This window comes from Catelliglobosispora koreensis DSM 44566, from assembly GCF_000379685.1.
GTDB classification, from domain to species: Bacteria; Actinomycetota; Actinomycetes; order Mycobacteriales; family Micromonosporaceae; genus Catelliglobosispora; species Catelliglobosispora koreensis.
The window spans coordinates 128,396-143,155 of sequence record NZ_KB903290.1 but is presented as its reverse complement, the minus strand read 5'-3'; the positions used below and the strand labels follow the sequence as shown (position 1 = coordinate 143,155).

The following is a 14,760-nucleotide window of genomic DNA, read 5'->3' as shown; positions in this document are numbered from 1 at the left end:
CCATTATCGATAGCGTGAACTACACAACCAGGATCAGGGTGGCGGGCAACACCGCCGCCCCGGCGCTGTATGCGTTGCACGCCAAGGGTTACGCCGTGACGTTGAGCTACGAGGGCGACGACGCCAACGGCTACACCGCCGAGTACGAAGCGGAAAAAGACGGCCGTCTCTTTAGCGCCACGACCCCCGAGGAACTCCTCGGGCTGGTCGCGATGTGGGAGGTACGCGGCGACGATTGGCGTGCCAGCACCGAAGCTGAGCGAGCGTGGCACGCCGCACTGGCCGGCGACGAAGCTTAGATGTCAGTGGACAAAGCCACGTGACGCCACTCGTCCAGCTCGCGTTGCACCAGCTCAAGCTTGCCCTCGATGCGGGCGACCGCGTCCGCGCCAAGCTGAAGGCGCAGCGGCGGCGAGGGCACTTCAGTGATGTCGACCATGGCGCGGGCGGCTTTGACGGGATCGCCGGCTTGGCGGCCGTCGTTGGTGGACAGCGCTTCGCGCACCGGTCCGGCACCGGCCGCGTAGTCGGCGATGGACACCGGCTCGACCTGCAAGCTTGACCCGTTCAGGAAGTCGGTCCGGAACCCGCCCGGCTCAACGATCGTGACCCGCACCCCCAGGGGCGCCAGCTCGCCATGCAGCGCCTCGGAGATGCCCTCAAGCGCGAACTTCGACGCACCATACAGCCCGACCGCCGGAGCGGTAGCGAATCCGCCCACCGAGCTGATGTTCAGCACGTGCCCGGATCGTTGCGCCCGAAGCACCGGCAGCACCGCCCGCAGCGTGTTCAAGACACCAAACACGTTGACGTCAAACAACTCCCGCGCTGCCTTGTCCGAGACTTCCTCGACCGCGCCAACGAGACCGTAGCCCGCGTTGTTGACCACCACATCGATGCGGCCAAACGCGGCCACGCCAGCCTCGACAGCGGCGTTCAACTGCTCCTGGCTAGTGACATCCGCGGCCACGGCCAGCAGCGTGTCCGGCGCTTGCGGGTACGCCTTGAGCACCGAAGCGGCATCGCGAGCCGTCGCGATCACCTGATGCCCACGGCTTAGCGCCTCACGGACGATCTGCGCGCCCAGCCCACGTGATGCCCCGGTGACGAACCAAACGCTCATGCTTCTCCCCTAAAAGTTGCCGATTGGGCGACCTTTAGACCGTAGAAGCTAGAGTGGGCTCTAGCTCAATAACTGTGTGATGGGGGTCTCTGTGGATTTGAGCATCGGCGAGGTGGCAGAGCGCAGTGGGCTCAGTGTTCACGCGCTGAGGTTCTACGAGCGCGAAGGCCTGTTCGCCAACCCGGTCCGGCGGCTGTCCAACGGCCGGCGGGTCTATCACGAAGAGGACCTCGGATGGCTGGCGCTGTGCACCAAACTGCGCTCCTCCGGCATGTCACTGGCGGCGATCCGCCAATATGTGGAGCTGGCTCGCCAGGGCGCGGGCAATGAGCCCCAGCGGCTAGAACTGTTGCGTGAGCACGAGAAGCACGTTGAGCAGCAGCTCAGCGAGCTACAGGAATGCCTGGACGTGATCCGGTACAAGGTGCGCGTCTATGAGGATCACCTCGCCCGCGGTGAGGCGGATCAGCTCTGGAGTCCCCCGATTCAGGCACCGAGCCAAAGCAACGAAGATTGTCATCGCGCCCCCTAGGTGAACAACCGTCCTGCGGCGATCAGCTCTGAGGCGGGAACCCCGCGCAGCGACGCGTCGAGCACTTGCGCGGTGTGCGCCATGGGCATCGCCTGCCCGGTGCGGCGCAACGCGGCGGCGACTTGCATGAGGCAGCCCGGGTTGGCGGTCACGAGCAGGTCGGCGCCGGTGGCCGCGACGCTGGCCGCTTTGCGGTCGCCAAGGTCACGGGCCGGCTGCGGGTGCAGGATGTTCCAGATTCCCGCTGAGCCACAACAGATCTCAGCATCGGCGATCTCACGCAGCCGCAGATTTGGGATCGCCGCCAGCAGTGCCCGTGGCTGCGCCCGCACACCTTGGGCATGTGCCAAGTGGCACGCGTCGTGATAGGCCACCGACAATGCGAGTTCGTGCCGCACCGCGACGGGGCCAAGCTCGGCCAGAATCTCGGTCAGATCACGGGTCTTGGCCGCCAGCGCAGCCGCGCGGTCAGCATAGGCGGGATCCTCGGCGAGCAACTCCGCGTATTCCTTGATAGACGAGCCACACCCGGCCGCGTTAATGACCAGAAAGTCAACGCCCGCACCGTCGAAGGCGTCGATCAGGTCGCGAGCGAAACGCTGCGCTTCGTCACGGCGTCCATTGTGGACGCTCAGGGCGCCACAGCAGCCCTGGCTGGCAGGAATGACAACGTCGCAGCCCTCGGCCGCCAGCACCCGCGCCGTGGCCGCGTTGACGCCGGGGAAGAACGCGCTTTGCACACAGCCGGTCAGCATCCCGACTGTCGCCCGCTTCTGGCCCTGTGCGGGCATGAGCCGCGGCAGCCGTTCGGCGGGCATCACGGCCGGCGTCATGCCGAGCATGGGACGCTTGCCAAAGAGCTTTTTCAAACCCATCATCTGGTACGCCATAAGCACCCACCGAATCGGCCGGAGACGGCGTGGATAAGGGAACAACGCGAAGATAGCGCCACGCAAGAACCGTTGCCGCAACGGACGGTCATGACGCCGCTCGACCTGTGCGCGTGTGTCCTCAATCAGCTTGCCGTAGCGCACGCCCGACGGGCACGCGGTCACACAGGCCATGCAGCCCAGGCACTGGTCGAAGTGACGCACCATCGATCCCGACAGCGGCTCGCCCTCGATCCCCTGGCGCATCAAGTCAATGCGGCCACGGGGCGAGTCGGCCTCATCTCCCCACAGCACATAGGTCGGGCACGTGGTGAGACAGAATCCACAGTGGACACAGTCGGAGACGAGGTCGAGCTTCGGCGGATGGTGAGCATCGAAGGCTGTCACGGTCATATCCCTGCGACGAAGGTTCCGGGGGCCAGGCGCCCGCTGGGGTCGAACTGGTTTTTGATGCGCCGCATGATGTTGATGCCCGGGACCGGGTCCTCGTCGATGAGCTGCGGTGAGGTGATGACGGTGCTGTGACCGCCTGCCTTGCGGGCGGCATCGCGCACCTGAGCGACCCGCTCTGGCGGCACGCTGGCGTAAAGCACCCCGGTGCCCGCTGACCCGCGCAGGTGCACGCCCACAGTGGACAGAGCGGGCACCGCCGACAGCGGCACGCACACCTTCATTCCGATCCCGCCGGCCGTCCAGGGGTAGGAGTTCCACCACGGTGGAACGGCCTGAACCGCATCGGGGCCGAGGAGGCGCGCGGCCACTTCGGCACGGGCAGCGGCGGCGCCACCTTCCAGCAGAATCGCGAGCGTCGCTGGTACACCCGACGGCATGTCGATCTCCACGGCACTAGGAGTCAACTGCGCGTGCCGTATCGCGGTAAGGACCTGTGCTGGATCGTCCACAGGCGCGGTGACCGTGATGGAGGTGCCCGGCAGAGGATGCAGCCGGAAAACGCATTCGGTGATCAGGCCCAGCGTGCCGAACGATCCGGTGAAGAGCTTGCCGAGGTCATATCCGGCAACGTTTTTCACCACTCGCCCGCCCGCACGGGCGATCACGCCATCGGCACGCACGATGGTGACGCCGATGAGCAGATCGCGGATCGTGCCGTAAGCCAGGCGGCGCGGGCCGCTGACGTTGGCGGCCACGACACCGCCGACGGTCGCCTCCGCGGCGGGGCTGTCGATGGCGAGCTGCTGGCCGTTGGCGGCTAGCACTTGCTGTAGCTGGGCTAGCGGTGTGCCAGCGCGCACGACGGCCACCATGTCACCGGCGGCGTGGTCGATGACCCCGGTCAGTTTGGTGGTTCGCACGATCAGGTCGAGGCGGTTTGGCGGCCGGCCCCAGTCCGCTTTGGTGCCAGCGCCTTTGAACGCGACCGCGGCGCTGCCGGTTTGGGCGAGCAGGCTCGCGGCTTCGTTTTCGGTCTCCGGGGTGACGAGGTCGGCCATGGCTAGAACGCCTCCGCTAGCCCGGCGGCCACGGCCGGGTGCACGCCACGGCGGTGCCCAGGGACCTCCCCGCACAACCTAGGCGTCGGGAATACCTTGCCCGGGTTGGCAATCGACGCCGGATCGAACGCGCACCGCAGCATTTGCATGGTCTCCAGGTCATCGTCGCTAAACATGCGCGGCATGTACTTGGCTTTGTCCACGCCGACACCATGCTCGCCGGTTATCGATCCGCCGTGCTCGATGCACAGGTCGAGGATCGCTCCGGACACCTCTTCGGCACGTTCAGCGGCGCCTGGTTCGGAGGCGTCGAACAGGACGAGCGGATGGAGGTTGCCGTCGCCAGCGTGAAAGACGTTGGCCACACGGGTTCCTGACTGTGTGGCCAGATCATTGATGCGCCGCAACACGATCGGCAGCGCCGTACGCGGGATGACGCCGTCTTGCACGATGTAGTCCGGGCTGATCCGCCCGACAGCGGCGAACGCCGACTTGCGGCCCTTCCAGAATAACGCCCGCTCGGCATCATCGCTAGCGAGCCGGATCTCAAACGAACCGCATTGTTCAATGAGCCCAACGACTTGCGTGAACTGTTCGCCGACATCGGCTTGGTGCCCGTCGAGTTCCACGATCAGCACCGCACCGGCACCTTCGGGGTAGCCACATTGGACAGCGGCTTCGGCGGCCTCAATCGCCAGGGCGTCCATGATTTCGATCGCGGCCGGGATAATGCCGGCGGCGATGATGGCCGATGTGGCCGCCCCGGCCTCGTCGGTGTGCTGGAACGCGGCCAGCAGGGTCCGCACCGCTTGCGGCAACCGCGTTAGCCGCACTGTCACTTCGGTGGCAATGCCCAGGGTGCCTTCGGATCCGACGAACGCACCGATCAGGTCATAGCCCGGCGGATCGAGGGCGTACCCGCCCAGGCGCACCAACTCCCCATCGGGGGCAACGATTTCCAGACCCGTCACGTGGTTGGTAGTGAAGCCGTATTTGAGGCAATGCGCTCCCCCAGAGTTCTCAGCGACGTTGCCTCCGATGGAACAGATCTGCTGACTGGACGGATCAGGGGCGTAGTAGTAGCCGTCGGATCTAACGGCCTTGGTGATGTCGAGGTTGATGACCCCTGGTTCGACGACGGCTCGTTCGTCGGCGACGGACACCGCCCGGATGGCACGCATGTGCGTCGTGACGATGAGCACGCCCTCAGCGTGCGGCAGCGCCCCACCCGACAAACCGGTGCCAGATCCCCTTGCCACGAAAGGAATGCCGGCCTCGGCACACGCTTTGACAATCAGCGCGCACTCGGCAGCGTCATGCGGGAACACTACGAGCGCTGGCGTAACCCGGTACTGCGTCAGGCCATCACACTCGTAGGTGCGCAGCTCCTGCCGGTCGGTGATGACCTGCCTGCCCGGCAGGTGCCGGCGCAGCGTGGCCGCCAGCGCCGCGATGGCAGACATCAGGGCATCCGCTCATAGGCCGGCAGTGTCAGGAACTCCACGAAGTCCGGTGTCGCCGCCACCTCCATGAACAGCGCACGGGCTTCGGTGTAATCGCCATCGAGCTTGGCGATTTCCTCGTCGGCGATCCGGTCGATCAGCTCCGTGGTCACCACCGCTCCCGTGTCGTCGAGCACGGCACTGTGCTGCAGCCATTGCCACACCTGCGATCGGGAGATCTCGGCGGTCGCCGCGTCTTCCATGAGATTGAAGATGGCGACCGCGCCAATGCCCTTGAGCCATGACGCGAGGTACTGGATACCAACGCTGATCGCGTTACGCAGTCCCACTTCTGTGCGCTGACTCGGTCCTTTGTCCACGGCGAGGAGGTCTTCCTCGGTGATGTCGATGGCGGGCAGGGGCACGTCGATCTGGTGTGGACGCTCACCGAGTACGCCGTCGAAGATGTCGCGGCACACCGGCACCAGATCGGGATGGGCCACCCACGACCCGTCGAAGCCATCGCCCGCTTCGCGCGTCTTGTCCTCACGCACCAACGCCTGCGCGGCCTCGTTGATGGACGGATCACGGCGGCTGGGAATGAACGCCGCCATGCCACCGATGGCGTGCGCGCCCCTGCGGTGACACGTGCGCACGAGCAGTTGCGTGTAGGCGCGCATGTACGGCACCGTCATCGTGACCGAAACCCGGTCAGGCAACAGCAGCCCGATCTTCTTGATGATGCTGAAGATGTAATCCCAACGTCCGGCGTTGAGCCCGGAGGCGTGCTCACGCAACTCGAACAGGATGTCGTCCATTTGGAACGCGGCGGGGATCGTCTCGATGAGAACAGTCGCGCGGATCGTCCCGTGTGGAATGCCGAGCTGCTGCTGGGCATAGGTGAACACGTCGTTCCACAGCCGGGCTTCCAGATGGCTTTCCAGTTTGGGCAGATAGAAGTACGGCCCGGAACCGTTGCGTAGCAACCGTTTCGCGCAGTGGACGAAGTAGAGGCCGAAGTCGGTCAGGCTGCCCGAGAGCCGTTCACCGTCGCAGAGCAGGTGCTTTTCGGTCAGGTGCCAGCCGCGCGGCCGGAACACGATCGCGGGCCGGGGACCGTCGTGCAGCGCATACTGCTTGCCTTCGGCAGACGTGTACGACAGGGTGCCGTCGAGCGCGTCACGCAGGTTCAGCTGTCCGCCGATGACGTTTTCCCACAGCGGCGTGGTCGCGTCCTCGTGGTCAGCCAGCCACACCTTGGCCCCGGAGTTCAGCGCGTTGATAGCCATCTTGGCGTCTGTCGGCCCGGTGATCTCAACGCGGCGGTCGAGCAGGTCTGGTGGGGCGGGGGCTACCTTCCAGTCTTGGGGGGCGGCTTGCTGAGTACCCCCGGAGAATTTGAAGGTTTGGTGTGACCGGGCCGCGAGAAGGTCGCGGCGCCGCTGGTCGAAGGTCCGGTGGAGCCCTTCGAGGAATTCAAGCGCTTCGGCGCTAAGGATCTCGCCGAACCGGTCGTGCATTGGCCCCGCTATGTGCAGCCCCATCGGGCGCCTCCACGATGGTAACGATTCACTGTCGCTGACTATCGGCGGTGAATTTATCACTCACACCGCCATGAGGGAACATGCCAGTGAAGGAAACCTTCATCATAGAACGTCGATCTGTGTGTCCTAATGGGATGCATCCCTTAATATGGGACAATGCGGACGGTGCCTGTGCAGTTGCAGCTGGCCGCCGCCTACGCGTGGCGGTTCCTGGTCCTGTGCGCGGCAGCCTTCGTCGTGTTCACCGCACTGGGCCGCGTCATGCTCGCCGTGATGGGCGTCTTCGGCGCCCTTGTGCTGACCGCCCTGCTCAGCCCATTGACCGGCTTCCTCAAACGGTATGTGCCCCGATGGCTGGCAGTCGTGCTCAGCCTGCTCGCCTTCTTACTCGTCGTCTTCGGCATCCTGGCCTTCGCCGGCTTCAGCATCGCCGGGCAGATCAGTGAGCTAGTCCAGCCCTTCGAACGCGGACTCGGCCAGCTCGCCGACTGGCTAACCACCTCTCCCCTGCGTATCCAGCGCTCACAGCTCGACGAGGGCCTAGCCCAGGTGCGACGGTGGCTCACTGAAAACCGTGGCGAACTAGCCGGCCGCGCCATCGGCAGCGCGGCGGGCGTCGCCGAATTCCTCACCGGTGCCGCACTCGCACTCTTCTGCTCGGTCTTCTTCCTCAGCGGCGGCGACCGCATGTGGGCCACCGTCTCCGGCCAATTGCCGTCCCGGATCGCCGAAATCAGCGACCGTGTGGCGGGCCGGGCTTGGTCGACCTTCGAGGGCTACGTGCGCGGCACTATCCTTGTCGCTCTTAGCAATGCGGCGATTGTCGCCATCGTGCTGCTGGCCTTACGCGTTCCGCTCGCTTTGCCGCTTGCCCTGCTTGTGTTCCTGTCTAGCTACATCCCGCTCATCGGCGGCCCCATCGCCGTCGCCGCCGCCGCGCTCGTCACCCTCGCCTCACGCGGCCCCGTCATCGCCCTGATCGTCGTCATCCTCATCCCGATCATCGGCCAGATCGAAGGCCACGTCCTGCAGCCGCTCATCATGAGCCGCTCCGTCCGCCTGCACCCCGTCGTCGTCGCGCTCGCTGTCGTTTGTGGAACGCTGTTGGGCGGCCTCGTCGGCGCCGTCATCTCCGTGCCGCTTGTCGCGATCGCATGGGCCGTCATCAGCGAACTCAACGCCCCCGACCCCGTACCAACCGAATAGCATCCGTTGGAGTTATGCACTCTTCTCGATGTAGTGGGCGAGGTTACTCAACGAGGTGAGGGTGTCAGGGTGGTCCGCGCCTAGCATCCGGGTTTGGTCGGCGATGAGGTCGCGGAGAAGCTTTACCGCCTCGGTGTAGTTGCGGGTTAGCCCGGTGCAGTAGGCGAGGTTGAAGCGGGAAATGAGGGTGTCAGCATGGTTGGGGCCTAGCACTCGGGTCCGGTCAGCCACGACGTCGCGGAAAAGCTTTACCGCCTCGGTGAAGTTGCCAATTAGCGCGATGTGATAGGCGAAGTGATTCCGGGAGTGAAGAGTGTGGGGATGATCGGCGCCCATTACCCGGGTTCGGTCTGTGATGACGTCGCGGAACTGCTTTGCAGCTTCGATGTGCTCGCCGATTAGCCCGGTGCAGTGGGCCAAGTGGTTGCGGGAGATGAGGGTATTTATGTGGCCGGCGCCCAGCACCCGGGTTTGGTCGGCGATGAGATCGCCAAACAGCTTCACCGCCTCGGTGTTGTCGCCAGTCTGGCCGATGTAGTAGGCGAAGTGGTACCGGGAGTCGAGAGTGTGCGGGTGGTCCGCGCCAAGCACCCGGGTTTGGTCGGCGATGAGATCGCCGAACAGCTTCACCGCCTCGGTGTGCTCGCCAGTTAACCCGACGTATTGGGCGAGGTGCTTGCGGGTGTGCAGGGTGTTGGGGTAATCGGGGCCCAGTACCCGGGTTTGGTCGGCGATGAGGTCGCCGAACAGCTTTACCGCCTCGGCGTGGTTCCCGTTCGCCCCAACGTTTAACGCGTATTCGTGTCGGGAGTCAAAGGTGTTGGGGTGATCGGGGCCTAAGACCCGGGTTCGGTCGACGATGAGTTGCCGGTGCATTTCGGCTGCGGTGATGTGATCGCCAGCAACAGCGGCTTTAAGCGCGACCGCGTGTCTAATGGAGAGTTCGTCTTCTTCACTGAGCACGATGGCCGGCACCAGGATTCGTGGCGGTGGCTGATGCGCGCGAAGCCGGGCAAGGAAGTGCTCTGATGGCATGCGCCCGGTCGTGACGTCTTCGTGTTGGAGGTCGCTGAGGCGGAAGAATGCCTTCCCGGAGCGCAGGAGCGGGAGGATAGGGCGGTTGGTTTCTTCGGCCCGGTTGATTTCTCGCTGGACCCATTTGGACAGTTCGGCCTGTTGGCTCATCACGACGATCATTACCGCGCAGCTGTCGACCTGTTCGCGAATGACGGCTTGCCAGCGGTCACCTGCGACGATTTCACTGTCGTACCAAACGCGAATACCTGCGGTTGCCAGATGATCGGCTAGCTCGGTGACATAGGCACTGTCGCCGTCGTGGCTGTAGCTGATGAACACGTGACCGGACACAGTCCGCAACGATAGCTATAGCAGTCAATGCCCGCACGCTTTTGTGCCCACTCGTTTAGCCCACGGCCAGGATCCGTTTGGCTATGGCGATGACTTCGTCGCGTCCGCCGTCGCCTCCGGTGATTTTCAGGCTGAGAACTCGACTTCCTGTGCCGCGCCCACGCCGAAATCGACATCGACGAGTACGGAAGGTGAACTAACCGCCTCCGGCGGCGGGGTCGCGCTGTGCCACAACTACGATACGAAGCGCCATGTCTGCTTACCCTGTCATCGCCATCGCGGGTCTCGGGATCGAATCGTCGACGTTCTCCCCTGCCCGCACGCATGCTGCTGCGTTCCATCCGTCGCGCGGCGATGACGTCCTAAGCCGGTACCCGTTCCTCGCCCAAGGATCACCGCTGCTGGCTCAAGCTCACTGGCGCGGTGCGCTGGCCGGCAAGTCGCTGCCGGGCGGAATGGTGACAGCAGAGGCGTTCGCTGAACTGTCCAATGAGCTCATCGGCCGGCTGTCCACGATGGGGCACCTCGACGGGCTCTGGTACGACATTCACGGAGCGATGACCGTCGAAGGACTCGACGATGCCGAAGCTGTGCTGCTCGCCCGGATACGCCAGACGGTTGGGCCGGATGTCGTCGTGTCGACGTCGATGGACCTGCACGGCAACGTGTCACGTGAACTCGTGCACATGAGTGATCTCATCACGTGCTACCGCATGGCACCGCACGAGGATTACATGGTGACCAAGGAGCGGGCGGCCCGCAATCTCGTCGAGCTCATCGCCTCGGGAGCACAAAGGCCAATAAAGGCCTGGATTCCCGTACCCGTTCTGCTCGCTGGCGAACAAACTTCCACCCGCATCGAGCCTGCTAAAAGCGTCTATGCGGCCGTCGAAGACGTGGAAGCGACCGACGGCGTCATCGACGCGGCGATCTGGGTCGGGTATGCCTGGGCCGACGAACCTCGCAACCGCGCCGCGATCGCCGTGACTGGAAGCTCACCAACAGCCGTCGCCCAAGGAGCCGAACTCCTGGCAAAGCGGTTCTGGGACAGCCGCCGAGACTTCGCCTTCGTCGCACCGACCGGAACGCTCGACGAGTGTCTAAACGAGGCACTGGTTTCCGAAGCGAAGCCGTATTTCATTAGCGACACCGGCGACAACCCAACCGCTGGCGGCGCCGGCGACGTTACGTGGGGGCTGCTGCGGGTGCTAGCGCGGCCAGAGTTCCAATCACCCGACGGCCCGGCAGTCATCTACGCTTCCCTGCCCGGGCCCCATGCCATAGCGACGATCCAAGAGGCTGGCCTGGGCGCCGAGGTAACCGTCACTGCGGGCGCTACGGTCGACGACCGGCACGCTGGGCCAGTCACGATGACCGGTGTCGTGCACGCGATCAGGCACGGCGACCGGGATGCCGAAACAGAAGCCGTTCTGCGCGTCGGCAGCGTCTACGTGATACTCACCAAGCTCCGCAAGCCGTACCACCACGAGCATGACTTCACCAACCTCGCCCTAGACCCACGGCGCAGTGACATCGTCATTGTCAAAATCGGCTACCTAGAGCCGGAATTGTTCGACATGGCGGTGGGCTGGAAGCTCGCGCTCACACCAGGTGGCGTTGACCAAGACCTTGTCCGGATTGGACACAGCCGCATTCGCCGGCCCATGTTCCCGTTCGACCCCGATATGCCTGACCCGGATCTCTCAGCCCGGATCATCGCCGCCTCAAACGAACCGCTCACAGGAGACGACGAGTGAAGATTGCCCTGGAAATCGCTGTCACAAGCGCGGCCGGTGCCCGCATCGCCCGCGACGGCGGCGCCGACCGCATCGAGCTGTGCTCAGCTCTGGAGCTTGGCGGCGTAACGCCGTCGAACGCTTTGGTGGAAGCGGTTTCGGCCGTCGGCTTACCGGCGCAGGTGCTCATTCGCTGCCGCCCAGGCGACTTCGTGTACGACGCTGATGAAATCGCTTTGATGGCAGGCGAAATCCGGTCTGTCATCGCGGCCGGCGCCGCCGGTGTCGTCATTGGAGCTCTCACGTCAGCGGGGACCCTTGACCTGGAAGCGATGCGCCAGCTCATCGACGCCGCCGGCGCCGCGGCCGACATCACGCTGCACCGGGCCATAGACCAATCAAAGGACCCAGCTGGTACTGCCGCACAGGCGCAATCCGTTGGCATCACCCGCATTCTCACCTCAGGCGGAGCAGCCACCGCGCTGGCCGGTGCCGAAGCCATCGATGAGATCGCCGCGGCCGTGCCCGGCATGGAAGTCATGGCCGGGGCGGGAGTGCAGCCCAATGACATTGCCAGACTGGCCCAAGCCGGCGTGGCAGCCGTGCACCTATCAGCTAAACGCCCCGCGCCCAGGCGCAACGGCGGCGCCTGGGTTTCCCTTGGCGTGGCTGGAAGCGACACCTATTACGTCACCGACCCAGCCATCGTCGCCGCGGCCCGTTCCGCCATCGACAACCTCCCCTGAACGGGCAGACCTTCGTGGGCTCCGAGTGCCACCCGGAGCCCACGCTTTTGGGTCTGTAGTTAGGGAAGCTGGCCGGGCCGGTCGACGATCGCCTTGGCCAGGATGGCGTTACCGCTGATGAGGTCGCCGCGCTTGAGCCCGTCGGCGTCCACTACGGCAACGGCCTGGAATCCGAAGTAGGAATAGGTGTTCGGGTCAAAGACCAGCTGCCAAACCGCTTTTTCGCCCGTCATCGTGACGGCGATGCCATGCCGTCCGTGCAGGTCCACCACATCAGGGTCAACGGCGGCGCTTTTAAGGTGCGATAGGGCTTCGAAGATGGCTGCCATTTGGGCCGGCGTCGCGTATTTCTCGTCGATCAGGCTCATGGCGTGGTCAAGGATGTCCCAGTCGTTGCCTTCTCTTGGTGCTGTGCTGCGCAGGTAGCCGAGCATGCCGGCGGCGTCAGTCGGCAGGTCCTGGTAGGCGGGGTGAAGGCTGCATTCCTCAAACTCGTCTGGGTGCATCTTCCATTGCTGGTCGACCACAGCCGCCTTTCCGTTGATACAGGCCGGAAGTGGCGCGTTCGCGATGATGTTCTGCGCGCGTGGCTTGCCTGGCAGTGCGCTCTCCTTCAGCAGGCCGTCATGTAGACCGTCGACCGACATCCAGATCTGGCGCATCTTCGGCTGGACAGGCGGGGTTTGGCCGGTGTTGTAGTAGGCGCTGATCGACTGGACATAGACGAGCTGATCCGGTCGCGGCAGCGGCGCGGTGTCGGCGCGCTGGAACGACGCGGCCCGCAGGAGAACGTCGCGTGCTGTGAGCTTCCCGTCTGAGCTGGGGCGATTCACGGTGCTGACAACCAGGGCCGCCACTATGACCACGGCAAGACCGGCTGGGGCCGCCAGACTCCAGCGCCACGATAGCCGCCATCGGCTCGTTCGCCGCGGGGCTGGGCTGTCCAAACTGGTCAATACGCGGTGCCGCAAGCGTGGCGGTGGCCCGCCGTTTTCCGGATCAAGCTCCGTGCCGAGTTCCTTGAGCATCTTCAGGTCGTTCATGACTGTTCCTCCCCGTACGCGTGAATGGGATTGACCTCTCCCAGTGACCCTCGGATCTTCAGCCGTGCGCGGTTAAGTCGTGAGCGGACAGTGCCTACCGGAATGCCCAGTGCTTGCGCGACTTCTTCATAGCTCAGGTCGCCCCAAGCGATGAGAAGCAGCACATGGCGATCCCCCGTGGACAGCCCTGCCAAGGCGGCAGCCAGGCGGCTACGCACCGCTCGTGCCGTGACATCGGCACTTACCTTGTCGGCGAGACTCTCGTCAGCCGTCTCGCGGTGAACGCGCGCCAGCGCACGGAGCTGGCTCACCTCGCGGCGCCGTTGCGAGGCGATCTCCTTCGTGAGAATGCCGAACAACCACGAACGCGCGACCTCATAGCTCAGGTCATAGTGGGCACGCCGGGCAAATGCCGCGGCGAAGGCGTCGGCAACGGCATCTTCGGCGAGCTGTTCACCCAGCCTGCGAAAGGCGTAGCGGTAGAGCTGCGCCGCATACCGGTCGTACAAGACGCCGAACACCGCCGGGTCTTGCAACGAGGCCTGCACGATCGATGCGTCGGTAGCCTGTTGCGCTGCCAGTGCCGTCAACGCCGTCGCCGTGCCTGACCCGGATAGATCCTGCATGCCATCGTTTCCTCCCGTTGTTTGCTTGAGCAGACCCGCATGTTCCACAGAGGTATCCGCACGAGTGGCGATTTGAGTTCACGCCGAGGGCGTCCTGTGCAGAAGAGCTTCGGCCAAAGCTGTGCGCTGATACAGCACTTTGCGCCCGTGACGGTAGGTGCTGAGCAGGCCTCCGGCCGCCAGTGCGCGCAGGTGCTGGTTGGCCGCTGACGTGGTGACGCCAAAGTCGCGTGCCAGGTCCGCCGAGGCGATGGGAGCGTCGATGGCGGTGAGGATGGCGGCACGTGTCTGCCCGAGCAGGCCGGCGAGGCCGGCGCTCACGGTGCGGCTGGGCTTGTCCCAAACAGTGCCCGCGCCACGCGCGGCGTAAATCAGCATCGGTGGCGCACTGGCATCGACAGGAACCCCGGTGTGGAGAGCGAATAGCGATGGCATGAGCGTGAGCCCGGCCCCGCCCGTCGGCGTTCGCCGCGCGGGGACGCCGTGGATCTGGATCCGCACCACGGGACTGTCGAAGGTCACGCGGCTGGAGATGCCAGAAAGCATGGCGCCCAGGCCTTCCCGTGTCATCGTCTGCCCGCGATAGAGCACGTCTCGTTCCAGAACCGTACGCATCCGGTCCCACGAGGACGCGAAGTGAAGCTGCCAATAGCGTTGCAGGGCCACCACAATCGACTCAACGCCCCCTCCCAGCGTCTGTCCACTGTGGATCTGTTTCATGTCATGCTCGACGACTTCCGGCGGCACTTGCGCCAGAAGCTCCAGCTCGTCCTCGATCCGTGTCAACGGCAACGCTGGCCGTGGGCTCAGGAAGTCAGGCGTCCAGCCCCGGTCATTGGCCAGTGCCAAAAGCACATCGAGGTCGAGTCCTGAACGTGGCGACAGTGCCTGCCGCGTCCAGTGCTGGTGTGCCGAGTACCGCCTAGGATTTTTGAGCGCGCGCAGGCTGAGGGTCAGCTCGTTGAGCGGTGAGATGGCGAACCGGACCGATAGGAGGTCGGGGTCGCTCAGTACAAACTCGATCATTAAGCAAAATGCTACATCGTTTCTCCT

General features: G+C 64.6%; 14 protein-coding genes. 5 read left to right on the top strand and 9 right to left on the bottom strand.

The genetic code is table 11. The features are described 5' to 3' along the window. Positions 1-14: 14 nt before the first annotated feature. Positions 15-299 carry a hypothetical protein gene (locus A3E1_RS42965; protein ID WP_157631842.1) on the top strand — a complete coding sequence of 95 codons (285 nt, stop codon included), beginning with the start codon at positions 15-17 and terminating at the stop codon, positions 297-299. Here the strand turns inward: A3E1_RS42965 and A3E1_RS0130730 are convergent. Beyond that, positions 296-1,123 carry an oxidoreductase gene (locus A3E1_RS0130730; RefSeq protein WP_020524652.1) on the bottom strand — a complete coding sequence of 276 codons (828 nt, stop codon included), beginning with the start codon at positions 1,121-1,123 and terminating at the stop codon, positions 296-298. The genes A3E1_RS42965 and A3E1_RS0130730 overlap by 4 nt on opposite strands. 91 nt (positions 1,124-1,214) lie before the next feature. Here A3E1_RS0130730 and A3E1_RS0130725 point away from each other — a divergent pair, with 91 nt between their 5' ends. Then, positions 1,215-1,655, top strand: a complete 441-nt coding sequence (locus A3E1_RS0130725) for a MerR family transcriptional regulator (RefSeq protein WP_245571478.1) — start codon at positions 1,215-1,217, stop codon at positions 1,653-1,655. Here the strand turns inward: A3E1_RS0130725 and glcF are convergent. Genes glcF through aceB form a run of 4 tightly spaced genes read right to left on the bottom strand, consistent with a single transcriptional unit; the run spans position 1,652 to position 6,982 of the window. Further along, positions 1,652-2,938 (bottom strand): glycolate oxidase subunit GlcF, encoded by a 1,287-nt coding sequence (gene glcF / locus A3E1_RS0130720; RefSeq protein ID WP_020524650.1) that lies wholly within the window; start codon positions 2,936-2,938, stop codon positions 1,652-1,654. The two genes, A3E1_RS0130725 and glcF, sit on opposite strands and share 4 nt — an antisense overlap. Then, positions 2,935-3,996, bottom strand: a complete 1,062-nt coding sequence (locus tag A3E1_RS0130715) for an FAD-binding oxidoreductase (protein ID WP_020524649.1) — start codon at positions 3,994-3,996, stop codon at positions 2,935-2,937. Before A3E1_RS0130715 ends, glcF begins: the two co-directional genes overlap by 4 nt. Positions 3,997-3,998: 2 nt before the next feature. Beyond that, positions 3,999-5,459 (bottom strand): FAD-linked oxidase C-terminal domain-containing protein, encoded by a 1,461-nt coding sequence (locus A3E1_RS0130710; RefSeq protein ID WP_020524648.1) that lies wholly within the window; start codon positions 5,457-5,459, stop codon positions 3,999-4,001. Beyond that, a complete protein-coding gene (aceB, locus tag A3E1_RS0130705) occupies positions 5,459-6,982 on the bottom strand; it encodes a malate synthase A (protein ID WP_026208997.1) in 1,524 nt (507 codons plus the stop codon). The genes A3E1_RS0130710 and aceB overlap by 1 nt, the downstream gene beginning before the upstream one ends. A gap of 156 nt (positions 6,983-7,138) precedes the next feature. Here aceB and A3E1_RS0130700 point away from each other — a divergent pair, with 156 nt between their 5' ends. Beyond that, on the top strand, positions 7,139-8,188 hold the full coding sequence (locus A3E1_RS0130700) for an AI-2E family transporter (RefSeq protein WP_040392262.1): 1,050 nt from the start codon (positions 7,139-7,141) through the stop codon (positions 8,186-8,188). Positions 8,189-8,200: 12 nt separating this feature from the next. Here A3E1_RS0130700 and A3E1_RS42960 read toward each other — a convergent pair whose 3' ends face one another. Continuing rightward, positions 8,201-9,556 carry a tetratricopeptide repeat protein gene (locus A3E1_RS42960; protein ID WP_051105198.1) on the bottom strand — a complete coding sequence of 452 codons (1,356 nt, stop codon included), beginning with the start codon at positions 9,554-9,556 and terminating at the stop codon, positions 8,201-8,203. Between the two features lie 251 nt (positions 9,557-9,807). On the opposite strand from A3E1_RS42960, the gene A3E1_RS0130690 reads away from it, so the two are divergent. Continuing rightward, positions 9,808-11,313 carry a M81 family metallopeptidase gene (locus A3E1_RS0130690; protein WP_020524645.1) on the top strand — a complete coding sequence of 502 codons (1,506 nt, stop codon included), beginning with the start codon at positions 9,808-9,810 and terminating at the stop codon, positions 11,311-11,313. Beyond that, positions 11,310-12,038: a copper homeostasis protein CutC gene (locus A3E1_RS0130685; RefSeq protein ID WP_020524644.1), complete on the top strand. Its 729-nt coding sequence runs from the start codon at positions 11,310-11,312 to the stop codon at positions 12,036-12,038. The genes A3E1_RS0130690 and A3E1_RS0130685 overlap by 4 nt, the downstream gene beginning before the upstream one ends. A 59-nt stretch (positions 12,039-12,097) precedes the next feature. Here A3E1_RS0130685 and A3E1_RS0130680 read toward each other — a convergent pair whose 3' ends face one another. From A3E1_RS0130680 to A3E1_RS0130670, 3 genes are read right to left on the bottom strand one after another with little or no spacing between them, the layout of a single operon-like run. Beyond that, positions 12,098-13,081 carry a CU044_5270 family protein gene (locus A3E1_RS0130680; RefSeq protein ID WP_020524643.1) on the bottom strand — a complete coding sequence of 328 codons (984 nt, stop codon included), beginning with the start codon at positions 13,079-13,081 and terminating at the stop codon, positions 12,098-12,100. Further along, the gene (locus tag A3E1_RS0130675; protein WP_020524642.1) at positions 13,078-13,755 is read right to left on the bottom strand and encodes an RNA polymerase sigma factor; all 678 of its coding nucleotides are present in this window, start codon (positions 13,753-13,755) and stop codon (positions 13,078-13,080) included. Before A3E1_RS0130675 ends, A3E1_RS0130680 begins: the two co-directional genes overlap by 4 nt. Positions 13,756-13,785: 30 nt before the next feature. Then, complete coding sequence (locus tag A3E1_RS0130670) at positions 13,786-14,733, bottom strand: DUF5937 family protein (RefSeq protein WP_020524641.1); 948 nt, start codon at positions 14,731-14,733, stop codon at positions 13,786-13,788. Between the last annotated feature and the right edge of the window lie 27 nt (positions 14,734-14,760).

What these genes read in the sequence shown, in the direction of transcription:
- A3E1_RS0130700 (WP_040392262.1), top strand. Translation starts at nt 7,139, where the DNA reads ATGCGGACGGTGCCTGTGCAGTTGCAGCTGGCCGCCGCCTACGCGTGG.
- A3E1_RS0130670 (WP_020524641.1), bottom strand. Translation starts at nt 14,733, where the DNA reads ATGATCGAGTTTGTACTGAGCGACCCCGACCTCCTATCGGTCCGGTTC.
- A3E1_RS0130680 (WP_020524643.1), bottom strand. Translation starts at nt 13,081, where the DNA reads ATGAACGACCTGAAGATGCTCAAGGAACTCGGCACGGAGCTTGATCCG.
- A3E1_RS0130730 (WP_020524652.1), bottom strand. Translation starts at nt 1,123, where the DNA reads ATGAGCGTTTGGTTCGTCACCGGGGCATCACGTGGGCTGGGCGCGCAG.
- A3E1_RS0130715 (WP_020524649.1), bottom strand. Translation starts at nt 3,996, where the DNA reads ATGGCCGACCTCGTCACCCCGGAGACCGAAAACGAAGCCGCGAGCCTG.
- aceB (WP_026208997.1), bottom strand. Translation starts at nt 6,982, where the DNA reads ATGGGGCTGCACATAGCGGGGCCAATGCACGACCGGTTCGGCGAGATC.
- A3E1_RS0130710 (WP_020524648.1), bottom strand. Translation starts at nt 5,459, where the DNA reads ATGTCTGCCATCGCGGCGCTGGCGGCCACGCTGCGCCGGCACCTGCCG.
- A3E1_RS0130690 (WP_020524645.1), top strand. Translation starts at nt 9,808, where the DNA reads ATGTCTGCTTACCCTGTCATCGCCATCGCGGGTCTCGGGATCGAATCG.
- glcF (WP_020524650.1), bottom strand. Translation starts at nt 2,938, where the DNA reads ATGACCGTGACAGCCTTCGATGCTCACCATCCGCCGAAGCTCGACCTC.